This is a genomic window from Hydrogenophaga sp. ANAO-22 (assembly GCF_042466645.1).
GTDB lineage: Bacteria > Pseudomonadota > Gammaproteobacteria > Burkholderiales > Burkholderiaceae_C > Hydrogenophaga.
Genome location: NZ_CP159956.1, coordinates 4,944,451 through 4,958,642 on the forward strand (window position 1 = coordinate 4,944,451; position 14,192 = coordinate 4,958,642).

Consider the following 14,192-nt stretch of genomic DNA (forward strand, 5'->3'; position numbering starts at 1 on the left):
GTCATGCAAGCCGTTGAAATCAGCGCCTACGGCGCACCCGAAGTCCTGCGCCTGGGCGAACGCCCGGTGCCGGTCGCGGGTGCGGGCGAGGTGCTGATCCGTGTGGGCGCGTCGGGCGTGAACCGCCCTGACGTGCTGCAGCGCACCGGCAACTACCCGGTGCCGCCTGGCGCGTCCGACATTCCCGGCCTCGAGGTGGCGGGCGTGATCGAATCGGGCGACACCGCCGCGATGGCGGTCGCCGGCCTGAAGGCCGGCGACCGCGTGTGCGCGCTGGTCGCGGGGGGCGGCTATGCGCAGTGGTGCGTGGCGCCCGTGGGGCAATGCCTGCCGGTGCCCGAAGGTCTGGACGACATCGCCGCCGCTTCGCTGCCCGAGACCTTCTTCACCGTCTGGAGCAACGTGTTCGACCGCGGTCGCCTGCAGGCCGGTGAAACCCTGCTGGTGCAGGGCGGCACCAGCGGCATCGGCGTGACCGCGATCCAGATGGCCAAGGCCCTGGGCGCTCGCGTGATCGCCACCGCCGGCAGCGACGACAAGTGCGCCGCCTGCCTCAAGCTCGGCGCCGACCACGCCATCAACTACAAGACCCAGGACTTCGTGGCCGCCGTGGCCGAGCTCACGGGCAAGCAAGGCGTCAACGTCATCCTCGACATGGTCGCCGGCAGCTACGTGAGCCGCGAGATCGAATGCCTGGCCGAAGACGGCCGGCTGGTGATCATCGCGGTGCAGGGCGGCGTCAAGGCCGAGTTCAACGCCGGCCTGGTGCTGCGCCGCCGCCTGACTATCACGGGGTCCACCCTGCGGCCCCGGCCGGTGGCGTTCAAGGCGGCGATCGCGGCCTCGCTGCGCGCGCGTGTGTGGCCCTTGCTGGCCGAAGGCCGCATCCAGCCGGTGATTCACCAGGTGTTCCCCGCCGCGCAGGCCGCGGCGGCGCACACGCTGATGGAGTCCAACCAGCACGTTGGCAAGCTCGTGTTGAGCTGGGCCTGACCCGGTCAGAGAAGAACCCGTCATGAGAAAACTGATTGCAGGCAACTGGAAGATGAACGGCTCGCTGGCCGCCAACGAAGCGCTGGCCAAGGCCATGCTCGATGGCCTCGGCGGCCAGTCGCCCAAGGCCGACATGGCCCTGTGCGTGCCCGCGCCCTACCTGGCGCAGGTGGGCGCGCTGCTGCAAGGCAGCCCGATCGCCTGGGGTGCGCAGGATGTGTCGAACCAGGAGCAGGGCGCCTACACCGGTGAGGTGTCGGCGGCCATGCTGCGCGACTTCGCCTGCCGCTACGCCATCGTGGGCCATTCCGAGCGCCGCCAGTACCACGGCGAAACCGACGCCTTGGTGGCCGAGAAGGCGAAAGCCGCGCTGGCCAAGGGCATCACGCCCATCGTCTGCGTCGGCGAAACGCTGGCCGAGCGCGAGGCCGGTCACACCGAGGAGGTGGTCAAGCGCCAGCTGGCGGCCGTCATCCACCTCTGCGGCCACTGCATCACCGAAATCGTCGTGGCCTACGAGCCGGTCTGGGCCATCGGCACCGGCAAGACCGCCACGCCCGAAGAGGCGCAGCAGGTGCACGCCGTGTTGCGCGCCCAGATTTCGGCGGCGACGCAGAATGCCGGTCGGGTTCACATCCTGTACGGCGGCAGCATGAACGCCGCCAACGCCGCGAGTCTGCTGGCCCAGCCCGACATCGACGGCGGCCTCATTGGCGGTGCGTCGCTCAAGGCGCCCGACTTCCTTCAGATCGTGGCTTCGGCCCCTTAATCCCCGCTCGCGCCCTGGGTGGCGCGGCGACAACCGATATCTCCGGAGAAAAAAGATGAACGTTTTGTTGACCATCCTGCTGGCGGTTCAGATCCTGGCCGCGCTGGGCATGATCGGCCTGATCCTCATGCAGCACGGCAAGGGCGCCGATGCGGGCGCGGCCTTCGGTGGTGGCGCCGGTTCGGCCAGCCTGTTCGGCGCCTCGGGTGGCGCGAACTTCCTGTCGCGCACCACGGCCGTGCTGGCCGCCATCTTCCTGGCCAGCACGCTGGGCCTGGCGTATTTCGGCAACCTGCGCACCGCCGCACCGAGCACGGGCTCCGTGCTGGAAGGCGCTGCCTTGCCCGCGCAACCGGCCGGCGCCGCCCAGCAGATCCCGGGCACCGGCACGGCGCCCGCGCCGGCCGCCGCAGGCGATGCCGCACCGGCCACCGGCGCGGCCCAGATTCCCGCCAAGTAAGCGGATCCTCCATCCGCCCGGACACCACGCCGGGCGGACTTTTCCTGCGCTGCGACAACCCGACCGATTCCTTCGGAAAAACCGGAGCAGCCCCCGGAAACAGGGGGCGTTTCAGGGTAAACTCTATGGGTTGTCAGCAAGGCTCGCACCATTCCTCGCGAGCCCATCAATGCAGACCCAGCCGACGTGGTGAAATTGGTAGACACGCTATCTTGAGGGGGTAGTGGCGAAAGCTGTGCGAGTTCGAGTCTCGCCGTCGGCACCAATCATTGGACAACACGGTCCCACGCCGTGTCAGCGGAATCTACCCAAGATGAGTCTCGAACAATACCTTCCTGTGCTCCTGTTTATCTTGGTGGGTATTGCCGTAGGGATCATCCCGCAGGTTCTGGGCTACATCCTTGGCCCCAATCTCCCGGATGCCGAGAAAAACTCCCCTTACGAATGCGGCTTCGAGGCTTTCGAAGACGCCCGCATGAAGTTCGATGTGCGCTACTACCTGGTGGCCATCCTCTTCATCCTGTTCGACCTCGAAATTGCATTCCTCATTCCCTGGGCCGTGGCGTTCTCCGACATCGGGGCCACGGGCTTCTTCGCTGGCGTGGTGTTCCTGGCCATCCTGACCGTGGGCTTCGCCTACGAATGGAAAAAAGGCGCGCTGGATTGGGAATGAGTTCGACAGACGCGTGCGCGCGCACCGGAGCGGTTCATGATTGAAGGTGTATTCAAGGAAGGTTTCGTCACCACCAGCTACGACTCGGTGGTGAACTGGGCCAAGACCGGCTCGCTCTGGCCCATGACCTTTGGTCTGGCCTGCTGCGCGGTCGAGATGATGCACGCGGCCGCCGCGCGCTACGACATCGGCCGCTTCGGCTCCGAGGTGTTCCGCGCCAGCCCGCGCCAGTCCGATCTGATGATCGTGGCCGGCACGCTGTGCAACAAGATGGCGCCGGCCCTGCGCAAGGTCTACGACCAGATGGCCGAGCCGCGCTGGGTGCTGTCCATGGGCTCGTGCGCCAACGGCGGCGGCTACTACCACTACAGCTATTCGGTGGTGCGGGGCTGCGATCGCATCGTGCCGGTGGACGTGTACGTGCCCGGCTGCCCGCCCACGGCCGAGGCGCTGCTGTACGGAATCATCCAACTGCAGCAGAAGATTCGCCGCACCCACACCATTGCGCGTGCCTGAGCGCGGCGCCCCTGACATCGCTAGCACGTCACTGGCCCTGAAAGAACCCTGTTCATGACCGACACCGCCATGACTCCCCCTGCCGTCGAGCCCGAGGCGCTGAAGAACTCGCTGGCGGGTCTGCTGGGCGACAAGGCCCAATCCCTCCAGGTGGTCCGCGAAGAGCTCACGCTCACGGTGAAGGCGGCCGACTACCTGGCCGTCATGCAGACCCTGCGCGATGCGCCCGAGGCCCGCTTCGAACAGCTCATCGACCTCTGCGGCATGGACTACCAGGCCTACGGCGATGGCCGCTGGGAAGGCCAGCGCTTCGCGGCGGTGGTGCACCTGCTGTCCGTCACCCACAACCACCGCGTGCGCGTGCGCGTGTTCTGCCCCGAAGACGATTTCCCGGTGCTGGCGTCGGTGACCCCGCTGTGGGCCGCGGCCAACTGGTACGAGCGCGAGGCCTTCGACCTGTATGGCATCGTCTTCGAAGGCCACGACGACCTGCGCCGCATCCTGACCGACTACGGCTTCATCGGCCACCCGTTCCGCAAGGACTTCCCGCTGTCGGGCCACGTCGAAATGCGCTACGACGCCGAGCGCCAGCGCGTGATCTACGAGCCGGTGACCATCGAGCCGCGCGAGATCACGCCGCGCATCATCCGCGAAGACAACTACGGCGGGCTTCACTGATGCACCCCCACGCTCATCACTTCGTGTATTCGCTGCCCCCCGAAGGGGCGCGGGCTTCCCTTGGGACGGCCCGGCGGGAGCCCTGACATGGCAGAGATCAAGAACTACACCCTGAACTTCGGCCCGCAGCACCCGGCCGCGCACGGCGTGCTGCGCCTCGTGCTGGAGCTGGACGGCGAGGTCGTGCAACGCGCCGACCCTCACATCGGCCTGCTGCACCGCGCCACCGAAAAGCTGGCCGAGCACAAGACCTACATCCAGTCGCTGCCCTACATGGACCGGCTGGACTACGTGTCCATGATGTGCAACGAGCACGCCTACTGCCTGGCCATCGAGAAGCTGCTGGGCATCGAGGTGCCGATCCGCGCGCAGTACATCCGCGTGATGTTCAGCGAGATCACGCGCCTGCTCAACCACCTGATGTGGCTCGGTTCGCATGGCAACGATTGCGGCAGCTCGACCATCCTGATCTACGCGTTCCGCGAGCGTGAAGACCTGTTCGACATGTACGAAGCCGTCTCGGGCGCGCGCATGCACGCGGCCTACTTCCGTCCGGGCGGCGTGTACCGCGACCTGCCGGACAGCATGCCGCAGTACAAGCACAGCAAGATCCGCAACGCGCGCGCCATGGAGCAGATGAACACGAACCGCCAGGGTTCGCTGCTGGACTTCATCGACGACTTCACCCGGCGCTTCCCGACCTACCTGGCCGAATACCACACGCTGCTGACCGACAACCGCATCTGGAAGCAGCGCACCGTCGGCATCGGTGTGGTCACGCCCGAGCGCGCGCTCAACCTGGGCATGACCGGCCCCATGCTGCGCGGCTCCGGCATCGCCTGGGACCTGCGCAAGAAGCAGCCCTACGACGTGTACGGCCAGATGGACTTCGACATCCCGGTCGGCAAGACCGGCGACTGCTACGACCGCTACCTCGTCCGCATGGAGGAGATGAAGCAGTCCAACCGCATCATCGAACAATGCTCGAAATGGCTGCGCGCCAATCCCGGCCCGGTGATCACCGACAACCACAAGGTGGCCGCGCCCGCCCGTGAGGCCATGAAGGCCAACATGGAAGAGCTGATCCACCACTTCAAGCTCTTCACCGAAGGTTTCCACGTGCCCGAAGGCGAGGCCTACGCGGCGGTCGAACACCCCAAGGGCGAGTTCGGCATCTACCTCGTGAGCGATGGCGCCAACAAGCCCTACCGCCTGAAGATCCGCGCGCCCGGTTTCGCGCACCTCGCCACCATGGACGAGATGGCGCGCGGCCACATGCTGGCCGACGCGGTGGCCATCATCGGCACCATGGACATCGTTTTCGGAGAGATCGACCGATGAGCACCGTCACGCCCGAGTCCTTCCAGGAGGCCACGATCCGGCGCTTCGACCGCGAGGTCGCGAAGTACCCCGACGAGCAGCGCATTTCCGCGGTGATGGCCTGCCTGTCCATCATCCAGCAGGAAGAGGGCCACGTGAGCCCTGAAGCCGAGGTGGCGCTGGCCGCCTACCTGCGTGTCGAACCGATCGCGGTGCACGAGGTCACGACCTTCTACAACATGTACAACCAGCGGCCGGTGGGCAAGTTCAAGCTCAACGTCTGCACCAACCTGCCGTGCCAGTTGCGCGACGGCAACAAGGCCCTGCACCACCTGGAGCAGAAGCTGGGCATCACCATGGGCGAGACCACGGCCGACGGCCTGTTCACGCTGCAGCAGAGCGAATGCCTGGGTGCCTGCGCCGACTCCCCCGTGATGCTGGTCAACGACCGCCACATGTGCAGCTTCATGAGCAATGAGAAGCTGGACCAGCTGGTCGACGGCCTCAAATCGTCCGTGCAGGCCTCGGAAGGACAAGCATGAACGCCGAGCAGATCCTCTCGCAGTTCCGCGCCACCGGCGTGCAGACCTGCTTCCACGGCCGCCACATCGAACCGCAGATCTACGCCGGCCTCGACGGCAGCAACTGGTCGCTCAAGGACTACGTGGCGCGTGGCGGCTACCAGGCCCTGCGCAAGGTGCTGGGCCAGGACGGCTCACCGCCGGCCGGTGATCCGCCCGTCGTGGGCATGACGCAGGACCAGGTGATCGCCACGCTCAAGGAATCGGCGCTGCGCGGCCGGGGCGGTGCGGGCTTCCCCACGGGCCTGAAGTGGAGCTTCATGCCGCGCCAGTTCCCGGGCCAGAAGTACCTGGTGTGCAACTCGGACGAAGGCGAGCCCGGCACCTGCAAGGACCGCGACATCCTGCTGTACAACCCGCACATCGTCATCGAAGGCATGGCCATCGCGGCGTATGCGATGGGCATCAGCGTGGGCTACAACTACATCCACGGCGAGATCTTCGAAGCCTATGAGCGCTTCGAGGCCGCGCTGGAAGAGGCGCGCGCCGCCGGCTTCCTGGGCGACGGCATCATGGGCAGCGGCTTCAACTTCCAGCTGCACGCCGCGCACGGTTTCGGCGCCTACATCTGCGGTGAAGAAACCGCGCTGCTCGAATCGCTCGAAGGCAAGAAGGGCCAGCCTCGCTTCAAGCCGCCGTTCCCGGCCAGCTTCGGCCTGTACGGCAAGCCCACCACCATCAACAACACCGAGACCTTCGCGGCGGTGCCCTGGATCATCCGCAACGGCGGCGCGGCCTACCTGGCCTGCGGCAAGCCGAACAACGGAGGCACCAAGATCTATTCGGTCTCGGGCGACGTGGAGATGCCGGGCAACTACGAGGTGCCACTGGGCACGCCGTTCAGCAAGCTGCTGGAGCTCGCCGGTGGCGTGCGCAAGGGCCGCACGCTCAAGGCCGTGATCCCTGGCGGCTCGTCGGCTCCCGTGCTGCCCGCGCACATCATGATGGAGTGCACGATGGACTACGACTCCATCGCCAAGGCCGGCTCCATGCTGGGCTCGGGTGCCGTCATCGTGATGGACGACTCGCGCTGCATGGTCGAGTCGCTCAAGCGCCTGTCCTACTTCTACATGCACGAATCCTGCGGTCAGTGCACACCCTGCCGCGAAGGCACGGGTTGGCTCTGGCGCATGGTGGACCGCATCGATCGCGGCCTGGGCAAGCCCGCCGACATGGCGCTGCTCGACAACGTGGCCGAGAACATCATGGGCCGCACCATCTGCGCCCTGGGCGATGCGGCGGCCATGCCGGTGCGCGCCATGATCAAACATTTCCGGCATGAGTTCGAGGCCAAGATCACGGCTGCTCAGACGCCCGCCAAGGCCGCTTAAGAGAAGACATTCCCATGGTTGAAATCGAACTCGACGGCAAGAAGGTGGAAGTGCCCCCGGGCAGCATGGTCATGCATGCGGCCGAGAAGGCGGGCACCTACATCCCCCACTTCTGCTACCACAAGAAGCTGTCCATCGCGGCCAACTGCCGCATGTGCCTGGTCGACGTGGAGAAGGCGCCCAAGCCCATGCCGGCCTGCGCCACGCCGGTCACGCAGGGCATGATCGTGCGCACCAAGAGCGACAAGGCGATCAAGGCCCAGCAGTCGGTGATGGAGTTCCTGCTCATCAACCACCCGCTGGACTGCCCCATCTGCGACCAGGGCGGCGAATGCCAGCTGCAGGATCTGGCCGTGGGCTACGGTGGCTCCGGTTCGCGCTACGAAGAAGAAAAGCGCGTGGTCTTCCACAAGGACGTGGGCCCGCTGATCTCCATGGAAGAGATGAGCCGCTGCATCCACTGCACCCGCTGCGTGCGCTTCGGCCAGGAAGTGGCCGGCGTGATGGAGCTGGGCATGTCGCACCGCGGCGAACACGCCGAGATCGAGACCTTCCTGGGCGACACGGTGGACTCCGAACTCTCGGGCAACATGATCGACATCTGCCCGGTCGGCGCGCTCACCAGCAAGCCCTTCCGCTACAGCGCCCGCACCTGGGAGCTCTCGCGCCGCAAGAGCGTGAGCCCGCACGACTCCACCGGCGCCAACCTGATCGTCCAGGTGAAGAACCACAAGGTCATGCGCGTGGTGCCGCTGGAAAACGAAGCCGTCAACGAATGCTGGATCGCCGACCGCGACCGCTTTTCGTACGAAGCCGTCAACAGCGAAGAACGCCTGACCTCGCCCATGCTCAAGCAGGGCGGTGAATGGAAGACGGTCGACTGGCAGACCGCGCTCGAGTACGTGGCCAATGGCCTGAAGCAGGTCAAGGCCGACCACGGCGCCGCCGCCATCGGCCTGCTGGCCAGCCCGCACAGCACGCTTGAAGAGCTGGCCCTGGCCGGTGCCCTGGTGCGTGGCCTGGGCAGCCAGAACATCGACGCGCGCCTGCGCCACGCCGATTTCTCGAACACGGCACCCACCGGTGCTGCCCGCTGGCTGGGCCTGCCGATCGCATCGCTCTCCACGCTGCAGCGCGTGCTCGTGATCGGTTCCAACCTGCGCAAGGACCACCCGCTGTTCGCGCAGCGCATCCGCCAGGCCCAGCGCAAGGGCGCGCAGGTCAACGTGCTCAACGCCGTGGCGCAAGATTGGGCCATGCCGGTGAAGAACACCGTGCTGGCCGACAGCGGCCTGTGGGTGTCGGCGCTGGCCGGCATCGCGGCCGCCATCGGCGCCGAAACGGGTGCCGCGGCGCCCGTGAGTGGCGAGGCCACGGACGCGCACCGCGCGGTGGCCAAGTCCCTGCTGGGTGGGGAACAGAAAGCCATTCTGCTGGGCAACGCGGCAGCGCACCACGCCAAGGCGTCGAGCCTGCTCGCGCTCGCGAACTGGATCGCGCAGCAGACTGGCGCCACGGTGGGTTACCTCAGCGAAGCGGCCAACACCGTGGGCGCGCAGCTGGTGAACGCGGTGCCGGGGCAGGGCGGTCTGAACGCCGGCCAGATGCTGGTGGGCCAGCTCAAGGCCGCCCTCCTGCTCAACACCGAACCCGCCCAGGACACCGCCGTCGGTGCCACGGGTCTGGCGGCGGCCGGCATGGTCGTCACCCTCAGCCCCTTCAAGACCAACCTCGACGTGAGCGACGTGCTGCTGCCCATCGCGCCGTTCACCGAAACCTCGGGTTCCTTCGTGAACGCCGAAGGCCGCCTGCAAGGCTTTCACGCCGTCGTGCGCCCGCTGGGCGACACGCGCCCGGCCTGGAAGGTGCTGCGCGTGCTCGGCAACCTGCTGGACCTGCCGGGCTTCGACGCCGATTCGTCGCAGGCCGTGCTGGCCGCGGCGCTGCCGGGCGTGAGCAACGGCGCCGTGGTCGATGCCGCCCGCCTGTCCAACGCGAGCAGCGCGGCGATCGACACGTCGCCCGCCGAAGTGGCGCCCTGCGTGGCGTCCATCTACCAGCTCGACGGCCTGGTGCGCCGCTCGACCGCCCTGCAACTCACCGCCGATGCGCGGACCGCTCAAGCCCTGGAAGGAGCCGCAGCGTGATCGATGCGATGTACAACGGCGGCCTGGGCCTGATCGCCGCCGACTGGTGGGCCACCGGTGCCTGGCCCGTCATCTGGAACCTGATCAAGATCGTGGTGGTGCTCGCTCCCCTGATGGGCGCGGTGGCCTACCTCACGCTGTGGGAGCGCAAGCTGCTCGGCTGGATCCAGGTGCGCCACGGTCCCAACCGCGTGGGCCCCTTCGGCCTGCTGCAGCCGATCGCCGACGCGCTCAAGCTGCTGACCAAGGAACTGATCCGCCCCAGCGCGGCCAGCAACGGCCTGTTCCGCCTCGGCCCCGTCATGGCCATCATGCCGGCGTTGGCCGCGTGGGTCGCGATTCCTTTCGGCCCGGAGGCGATCATCGCCAACGTGAACGCCGGCCTGCTGGTGATCCTGGCCATCACCTCGATCGAGGTCTACGGTGTGATCATCGCCGGCTGGGCGTCCAACTCCAAGTACGCCTTCCTCGGCGCGCTGCGCGCCTCGGCGCAGATGGTGAGCTACGAAATCGCCATCGGCTTCTGCTTCCTGGTGGTGGTCATGACCGCCGGCAGCCTGCACCTGGGCGAGATCGTGGCCTCTCAGGCGCGCGGCATGGGCGCCAACATGGGCCTGGGCTTCCTGTCCTGGAACTGGTTGCCCCTGCTGCCGATCTTCTTCGTCTACCTGATCTCCGGCGTGGCCGAAACCAACCGCCACCCCTTCGACGTGGTCGAAGGCGAGGCCGAGATCGTGGCCGGCCACATGGTCGAGTACTCGGGCATGGGCTTCGCCATCTTCTTCCTGGCCGAGTACGCCAGCATGTGGCTGGTGTCCGTGCTGGCCGTGCTGATGTTCCTGGGCGGCTGGCTGTCGCCGATCGCCGCGCTCGACTTCATCCCCGGCTGGATCTGGCTCGGCATCAAGACCTGCGTCGTGGTGTCCATGTTCATCTGGATCCGCGCCACCTTCCCCCGCTTCCGCTACGACCAGATCATGCGTCTGGGCTGGAAGATCTTCATCCCTGTCACGCTGATCTGGCTGCTCCTCGTGGGCGCGCTCATGCAGACCCCGTGGAACCTCTGGAAATAAGCCGGGCGAACGACCATGTCCACCACCACCGCCAATTCCACCGCGCCGTCCGCGCACGCCGCGCCGTTCTCCTTCCGCGATTTCTTCAACAGCTTCCTGCTGGTGGAGCTGTTCAAGGGCATGGCCCTGACGGGCCGCTACGCCTTCAAGCGCAAGGTCACGGTGCAGTTCCCCGAGGAAAAAACACCGCTGTCGCCGCGCTTCCGTGGTCTGCACGCCCTGCGCCGTTACGAGAACGGTGAAGAGCGCTGCATCGCCTGCAAGCTCTGCGAAGCCGTCTGCCCGGCGATGGCGATCACCATCGAATCCGATGTGCGCGCCGATGGTTCGCGCCGCACCACGCGCTACGACATCGACCTGACCAAGTGCATCTTCTGCGGCTTCTGCGAAGAAAGCTGCCCGGTCGATTCCATCGTCGAGACGCACGTCCTCGAATACCACGGCGAGAAGCGCGGCGACCTGTATTTCACCAAGGAGATGCTGCTGGCCGTGGGCGACCGCTACGAATCCGAGATCGCCGCCGCCCGGGCCTCCGACGCCCCCTACCGCTGATCGGCGCCGAACCGATTCGGCCGGACCAGACGACACAAGAACCACGACGCCATGGATTACCAGACCGGCTTTTTCTACCTGTTCGCCGCGGTGCTGCTGTACGCAGGCTACCGCGTGATCACCGCGCGCAACCCGGTGCATGCCGTGCTGCACCTCATGCTCGCGTTCTCGCAGGCGGCGGCGTTGTGGCTGTTGCTGCGCGCCGAGTTCCTGGGCATCACGCTGGTGCTGGTGTACCTGGGCGCGGTGATGGTGCTGTTCCTCTTCGTCGTGATGATGCTGGACATCAACCTGGACACGGTGCGCCAGGGCTTCTGGAAGCACTTCCCGGTGGCGGCCTTGCTCGGCGCCTTCGTGGCGGCCGAACTCATCGCCGTGCTGTGGGCCGGTTTCCCCACGGTCACGGGCAATCCGGGCGCGGTGGCCGCCGACCCGGGCTACTCCAACACCCGTGAGCTGGGCGTGCTGCTGTACACCGAGTACCTGTACCCGATCGAAGTGGCCGCCGTGATCCTGCTGGTGGCCATGATCGCCGCCATCGCGCTGACCCTGCGCCAGCGCAAGGACAGCAAGGCCATCAACCCCAATCTGCAGGTGCACGTGCGCGCCAGCGACCGCCTGGTGGTGCTGCCCATGAACGCCACGCAGAAAGCCGCCCCCGCCGCCGAAGCGGCAGCCGCCCAGGAGGGCCAGAAACCATGACCGTCTCGCTGGGCCATTTCCTCGCCGTCGGCGCGATCCTGTTCGCGATCTCGGTCGTGGGCATCTTCCTGAACCGCAAGAACCTCATCGTTCTGCTCATGGCCATCGAACTGATGCTGCTGGCCGTGAACATGAACTTCGTGGCCTTCTCGCATTTCCTGGGCGACATGCACGGCCAGGTCTTCGTGTTTTTCATCCTGACAGTGGCCGCCGCCGAATCGGCGATCGGTCTGGCCATTCTGGTGCTGCTCTTCCGCAACAAGTCGTCGATCAGCGTCGAAGAACTCAACACCCTCAAGGGTTGAGGCCAGGGCCACCCCACACGAGAACTCAGGCAAGAACCCCATGAGCACCACCCTCTCTGCAAGCACCTTGCTCGCCGTTCCGCTGGCCCCATTGCTGGGTTCGGCGATCGCCGGCATCCTGGGCACCACCTTCGGCGGCAACGTGATCGGCCGCCGCGCCTCGCACACCTTCACCATCCTGGGCGTGCTGGTGGCCTTCATCCTCTCGGCCATGACGCTCAAGAGCGTGGCCGTGGACGGCGCGCGCTTCAACGAGACCATCTACACCTGGATGGTGGTGGGCGGCCTGAAGATGGAGATCGGCTTCCTGGTCGATGGCCTCACCGCGATGATGATGGTGGTCGTCACCTTCGTCTCGCTCATGGTGCACCTCTACACCATCGGCTACATGGAAGAGGACGACGGCTACAACCGCTTCTTCGCCTACATCTCGCTGTTCACCTTCTCCATGCTCATGCTCGTCATGAGCAACAACCTGCTGCAGCTGTTCTTCGGCTGGGAAGCGGTGGGCCTGGTGTCCTACCTGCTGATCGGGTTCTGGTTCAACAAGCCCACGGCCATCTTCGCCAACATGAAGGCCTTCCTGGTCAACCGCGTGGGCGACTTCGGCTTCATCCTCGGCATCGGCCTGATCGTGGCCTACGCCGGCACCATGAACTACACCGAGGTGTTCGCCAAGGCGCCCGAACTCGGCACGCTGGGCTTCCCCGGCACCGACTGGATGCTGATCACCGTGATCTGCATCTGCCTGTTCATCGGCGCCATGGGCAAGAGCGCGCAGTTCCCGCTGCACGTCTGGCTGCCCGACTCCATGGAAGGCCCCACGCCCATCTCGGCGCTGATCCACGCCGCCACCATGGTGACCGCCGGCATCTTCATGGTCGCGCGCATGTCGCCGCTGTTCGAGCTGTCGGACACCGCGCTCAACTTCATCCTGATCATCGGTGCGATCACCGCGCTGTTCATGGGCTTCCTGGGCATCATCCAGAACGACATCAAGCGCGTGGTGGCGTACTCCACGCTCTCGCAGCTGGGCTACATGACGGTGGCGCTGGGCGCCTCCGCCTATTCGGTGGCCGTGTTCCACTTGATGACCCACGCCTTCTTCAAGGCGCTGCTGTTCCTGGCCGCCGGCTCGGTCATCATGGGTCTGCACCACAACCAGGACATCCGCTGGATGGGTGGCGTGCGCAAGTACATGCCCATCACCTGGATCACCTCGCTGCTGGGCACGCTGGCCCTGATCGGTACGCCGCTGTTCTCCGGTTTCTATTCCAAGGACAGCATCATCGAGGCGGTGCACTTCAGCAACCTGCCCGCCGCCGGCTTCGCGCACTTCGCGGTGCTCGCGGGCGTGTTCGTCACCTCGTTCTACTCGTTCCGGCTCTACTTCCTGGTGTTCCACGGCAAGGAGCGCTACGACCAGAACCCGGACGCCCACCACGGCCACCACGATGACCATGGCGACCACCACGACGACCATGGGCACGGCGATGGCAAGCCGCACGAGTCGCCCTGGGTGGTGACGGTGCCGCTGCTGCTGCTGGCCATTCCTTCGGTGGTGATCGGTTTCATCACCATCCAGCCCATGCTGTTCGGTGACTTCTTCAAGGACGCCATCACCATCAACACCGCGGCCCACCCGGCCATGGTGAAGTTCGGCGAGATGTTCCACGGACCCCTGGCCATGGCGACCCACGCGCTGTCGACCGCGCCGCTGTACCTGGCGCTGGCCGGCGCGGTGTGCGCCTGGTACATGTACCTGATCAACCCGGCCGTGCCGGCCGCCATCGCGCGCGCGCTGCGCCCGCTGATCGTGGTGCTGGAGAACAAGTACTACCTGGACTGGTTCAACGAGAACGTGCTGGCCCGTGGCGCGCGCGCGCTGGGTGTCGGCCTCTGGAAGGGCGGCGACCGGGGCGTGATCGAAGGCGGCGTGGTCAACGCCAGCTGGAAGCTGGTGGGCGTGGTGTCCTCGGTCGTGCGCCGCGCGCAGACCGGTTACCTCTACCACTACGCGCTCATGATGATCGTGGGCGTGCTGCTGTTCATGACGTATTTCGTCTGGCTCGCCAAATAAGAAGAGGGATAA

15 protein-coding genes and 1 tRNA gene are annotated in these 14,192 nt (G+C 66.2%); all 16 read left to right on the forward strand.

Annotated elements, in window-relative coordinates:
* Positions 1-3: 3 nt before the first annotated feature.
* The 16 genes from ABSY19_RS23950 to nuoL all read left to right on the forward strand — a co-directional run bounded on the left by ABSY19_RS23950 (position 4) and on the right by nuoL (position 14,180).
* Entirely contained in the window at positions 4-993 is a 990-nt protein-coding gene (locus ABSY19_RS23950; protein WP_382156512.1) for an NAD(P)H-quinone oxidoreductase, read from the forward strand.
* A gap of 22 nt (positions 994-1,015) precedes the next feature.
* Entirely contained in the window at positions 1,016-1,762 is a 747-nt protein-coding gene (gene tpiA, locus ABSY19_RS23955) for a triose-phosphate isomerase (protein ID WP_382156514.1), read from the forward strand.
* A 55-nt stretch (positions 1,763-1,817) separates the two neighbouring features.
* Positions 1,818-2,222, forward strand: coding sequence for a preprotein translocase subunit SecG (gene secG / locus ABSY19_RS23960; protein ID WP_382156516.1), 405 nt, complete (start codon positions 1,818-1,820; stop codon positions 2,220-2,222).
* Between the two features lie 180 nt (positions 2,223-2,402).
* Positions 2,403-2,487, forward strand: a tRNA-Leu gene (locus ABSY19_RS23965).
* 48 nt (positions 2,488-2,535) lie between these two features.
* A complete protein-coding gene (locus ABSY19_RS23970) occupies positions 2,536-2,895 on the forward strand; it encodes an NADH-quinone oxidoreductase subunit A (RefSeq protein ID WP_204735483.1) in 360 nt (119 codons plus the stop codon).
* A 36-nt stretch (positions 2,896-2,931) separates the two neighbouring features.
* The gene (locus ABSY19_RS23975) at positions 2,932-3,411 is read left to right on the forward strand and encodes an NADH-quinone oxidoreductase subunit B family protein (protein WP_066270388.1); all 480 of its coding nucleotides are present in this window, start codon (positions 2,932-2,934) and stop codon (positions 3,409-3,411) included.
* Between the two features lie 69 nt (positions 3,412-3,480).
* On the forward strand, positions 3,481-4,089 hold the full coding sequence (locus tag ABSY19_RS23980) for an NADH-quinone oxidoreductase subunit C (RefSeq protein WP_382163921.1): 609 nt from the start codon (positions 3,481-3,483) through the stop codon (positions 4,087-4,089).
* A gap of 87 nt (positions 4,090-4,176) precedes the next feature.
* Positions 4,177-5,430, forward strand: a complete 1,254-nt coding sequence (locus ABSY19_RS23985; protein ID WP_382156518.1) for an NADH-quinone oxidoreductase subunit D — start codon at positions 4,177-4,179, stop codon at positions 5,428-5,430.
* Positions 5,427-5,951, forward strand: a complete 525-nt coding sequence (gene nuoE / locus ABSY19_RS23990) for an NADH-quinone oxidoreductase subunit NuoE (RefSeq protein WP_382156520.1) — start codon at positions 5,427-5,429, stop codon at positions 5,949-5,951. Before ABSY19_RS23985 ends, nuoE begins: the two co-directional genes overlap by 4 nt.
* Entirely contained in the window at positions 5,948-7,321 is a 1,374-nt protein-coding gene (gene nuoF / locus ABSY19_RS23995) for an NADH-quinone oxidoreductase subunit NuoF (RefSeq protein WP_382156522.1), read from the forward strand. Before nuoE ends, nuoF begins: the two co-directional genes overlap by 4 nt.
* Positions 7,322-7,335: 14 nt before the next feature.
* Positions 7,336-9,468 (forward strand): NADH-quinone oxidoreductase subunit NuoG, encoded by a 2,133-nt coding sequence (gene nuoG, locus ABSY19_RS24000; RefSeq protein WP_382156524.1) that lies wholly within the window; start codon positions 7,336-7,338, stop codon positions 9,466-9,468.
* The gene (nuoH, locus tag ABSY19_RS24005; protein ID WP_291120484.1) at positions 9,465-10,541 is read left to right on the forward strand and encodes an NADH-quinone oxidoreductase subunit NuoH; all 1,077 of its coding nucleotides are present in this window, start codon (positions 9,465-9,467) and stop codon (positions 10,539-10,541) included. The genes nuoG and nuoH overlap by 4 nt, the downstream gene beginning before the upstream one ends.
* Before the next feature lie 15 nt (positions 10,542-10,556).
* The gene (nuoI, locus tag ABSY19_RS24010) at positions 10,557-11,093 is read left to right on the forward strand and encodes an NADH-quinone oxidoreductase subunit NuoI (RefSeq protein ID WP_291120482.1); all 537 of its coding nucleotides are present in this window, start codon (positions 10,557-10,559) and stop codon (positions 11,091-11,093) included.
* 51 nt (positions 11,094-11,144) lie between these two features.
* Positions 11,145-11,795 carry an NADH-quinone oxidoreductase subunit J gene (locus ABSY19_RS24015; protein WP_382156526.1) on the forward strand — a complete coding sequence of 217 codons (651 nt, stop codon included), beginning with the start codon at positions 11,145-11,147 and terminating at the stop codon, positions 11,793-11,795.
* Positions 11,792-12,100 (forward strand): NADH-quinone oxidoreductase subunit NuoK, encoded by a 309-nt coding sequence (nuoK, locus tag ABSY19_RS24020; protein ID WP_291120478.1) that lies wholly within the window; start codon positions 11,792-11,794, stop codon positions 12,098-12,100. Before ABSY19_RS24015 ends, nuoK begins: the two co-directional genes overlap by 4 nt.
* Before the next feature lie 40 nt (positions 12,101-12,140).
* Positions 12,141-14,180, forward strand: a complete 2,040-nt coding sequence (gene nuoL / locus ABSY19_RS24025) for an NADH-quinone oxidoreductase subunit L (protein ID WP_382156528.1) — start codon at positions 12,141-12,143, stop codon at positions 14,178-14,180.
* The last annotated feature ends 12 nt before the right edge of the window (positions 14,181-14,192 follow it).

Excerpts from the sequence above, each read along its gene's own strand:
- ABSY19_RS23950 (WP_382156512.1), top strand. The coding sequence starts at position 4 with ATGCAAGCCGTTGAAATCAGCGCCTACGGCGCACCCGAAGTCCTGCGC.
- tpiA (WP_382156514.1), top strand. The coding sequence starts at position 1,016 with ATGAGAAAACTGATTGCAGGCAACTGGAAGATGAACGGCTCGCTGGCC.
- secG (WP_382156516.1), top strand. The coding sequence starts at position 1,818 with ATGAACGTTTTGTTGACCATCCTGCTGGCGGTTCAGATCCTGGCCGCG.
- ABSY19_RS23970 (WP_204735483.1), top strand. The coding sequence starts at position 2,536 with ATGAGTCTCGAACAATACCTTCCTGTGCTCCTGTTTATCTTGGTGGGT.
- ABSY19_RS23975 (WP_066270388.1), top strand. The coding sequence starts at position 2,932 with ATGATTGAAGGTGTATTCAAGGAAGGTTTCGTCACCACCAGCTACGAC.
- ABSY19_RS23980 (WP_382163921.1), top strand. The coding sequence starts at position 3,481 with ATGACTCCCCCTGCCGTCGAGCCCGAGGCGCTGAAGAACTCGCTGGCG.
- ABSY19_RS23985 (WP_382156518.1), top strand. The coding sequence starts at position 4,177 with ATGGCAGAGATCAAGAACTACACCCTGAACTTCGGCCCGCAGCACCCG.
- nuoE (WP_382156520.1), top strand. The coding sequence starts at position 5,427 with ATGAGCACCGTCACGCCCGAGTCCTTCCAGGAGGCCACGATCCGGCGC.
- nuoF (WP_382156522.1), top strand. The coding sequence starts at position 5,948 with ATGAACGCCGAGCAGATCCTCTCGCAGTTCCGCGCCACCGGCGTGCAG.
- nuoG (WP_382156524.1), top strand. The coding sequence starts at position 7,336 with ATGGTTGAAATCGAACTCGACGGCAAGAAGGTGGAAGTGCCCCCGGGC.
- nuoI (WP_291120482.1), top strand. The coding sequence starts at position 10,557 with ATGTCCACCACCACCGCCAATTCCACCGCGCCGTCCGCGCACGCCGCG.
- ABSY19_RS24015 (WP_382156526.1), top strand. The coding sequence starts at position 11,145 with ATGGATTACCAGACCGGCTTTTTCTACCTGTTCGCCGCGGTGCTGCTG.
- nuoK (WP_291120478.1), top strand. The coding sequence starts at position 11,792 with ATGACCGTCTCGCTGGGCCATTTCCTCGCCGTCGGCGCGATCCTGTTC.
- nuoL (WP_382156528.1), top strand. The coding sequence starts at position 12,141 with ATGAGCACCACCCTCTCTGCAAGCACCTTGCTCGCCGTTCCGCTGGCC.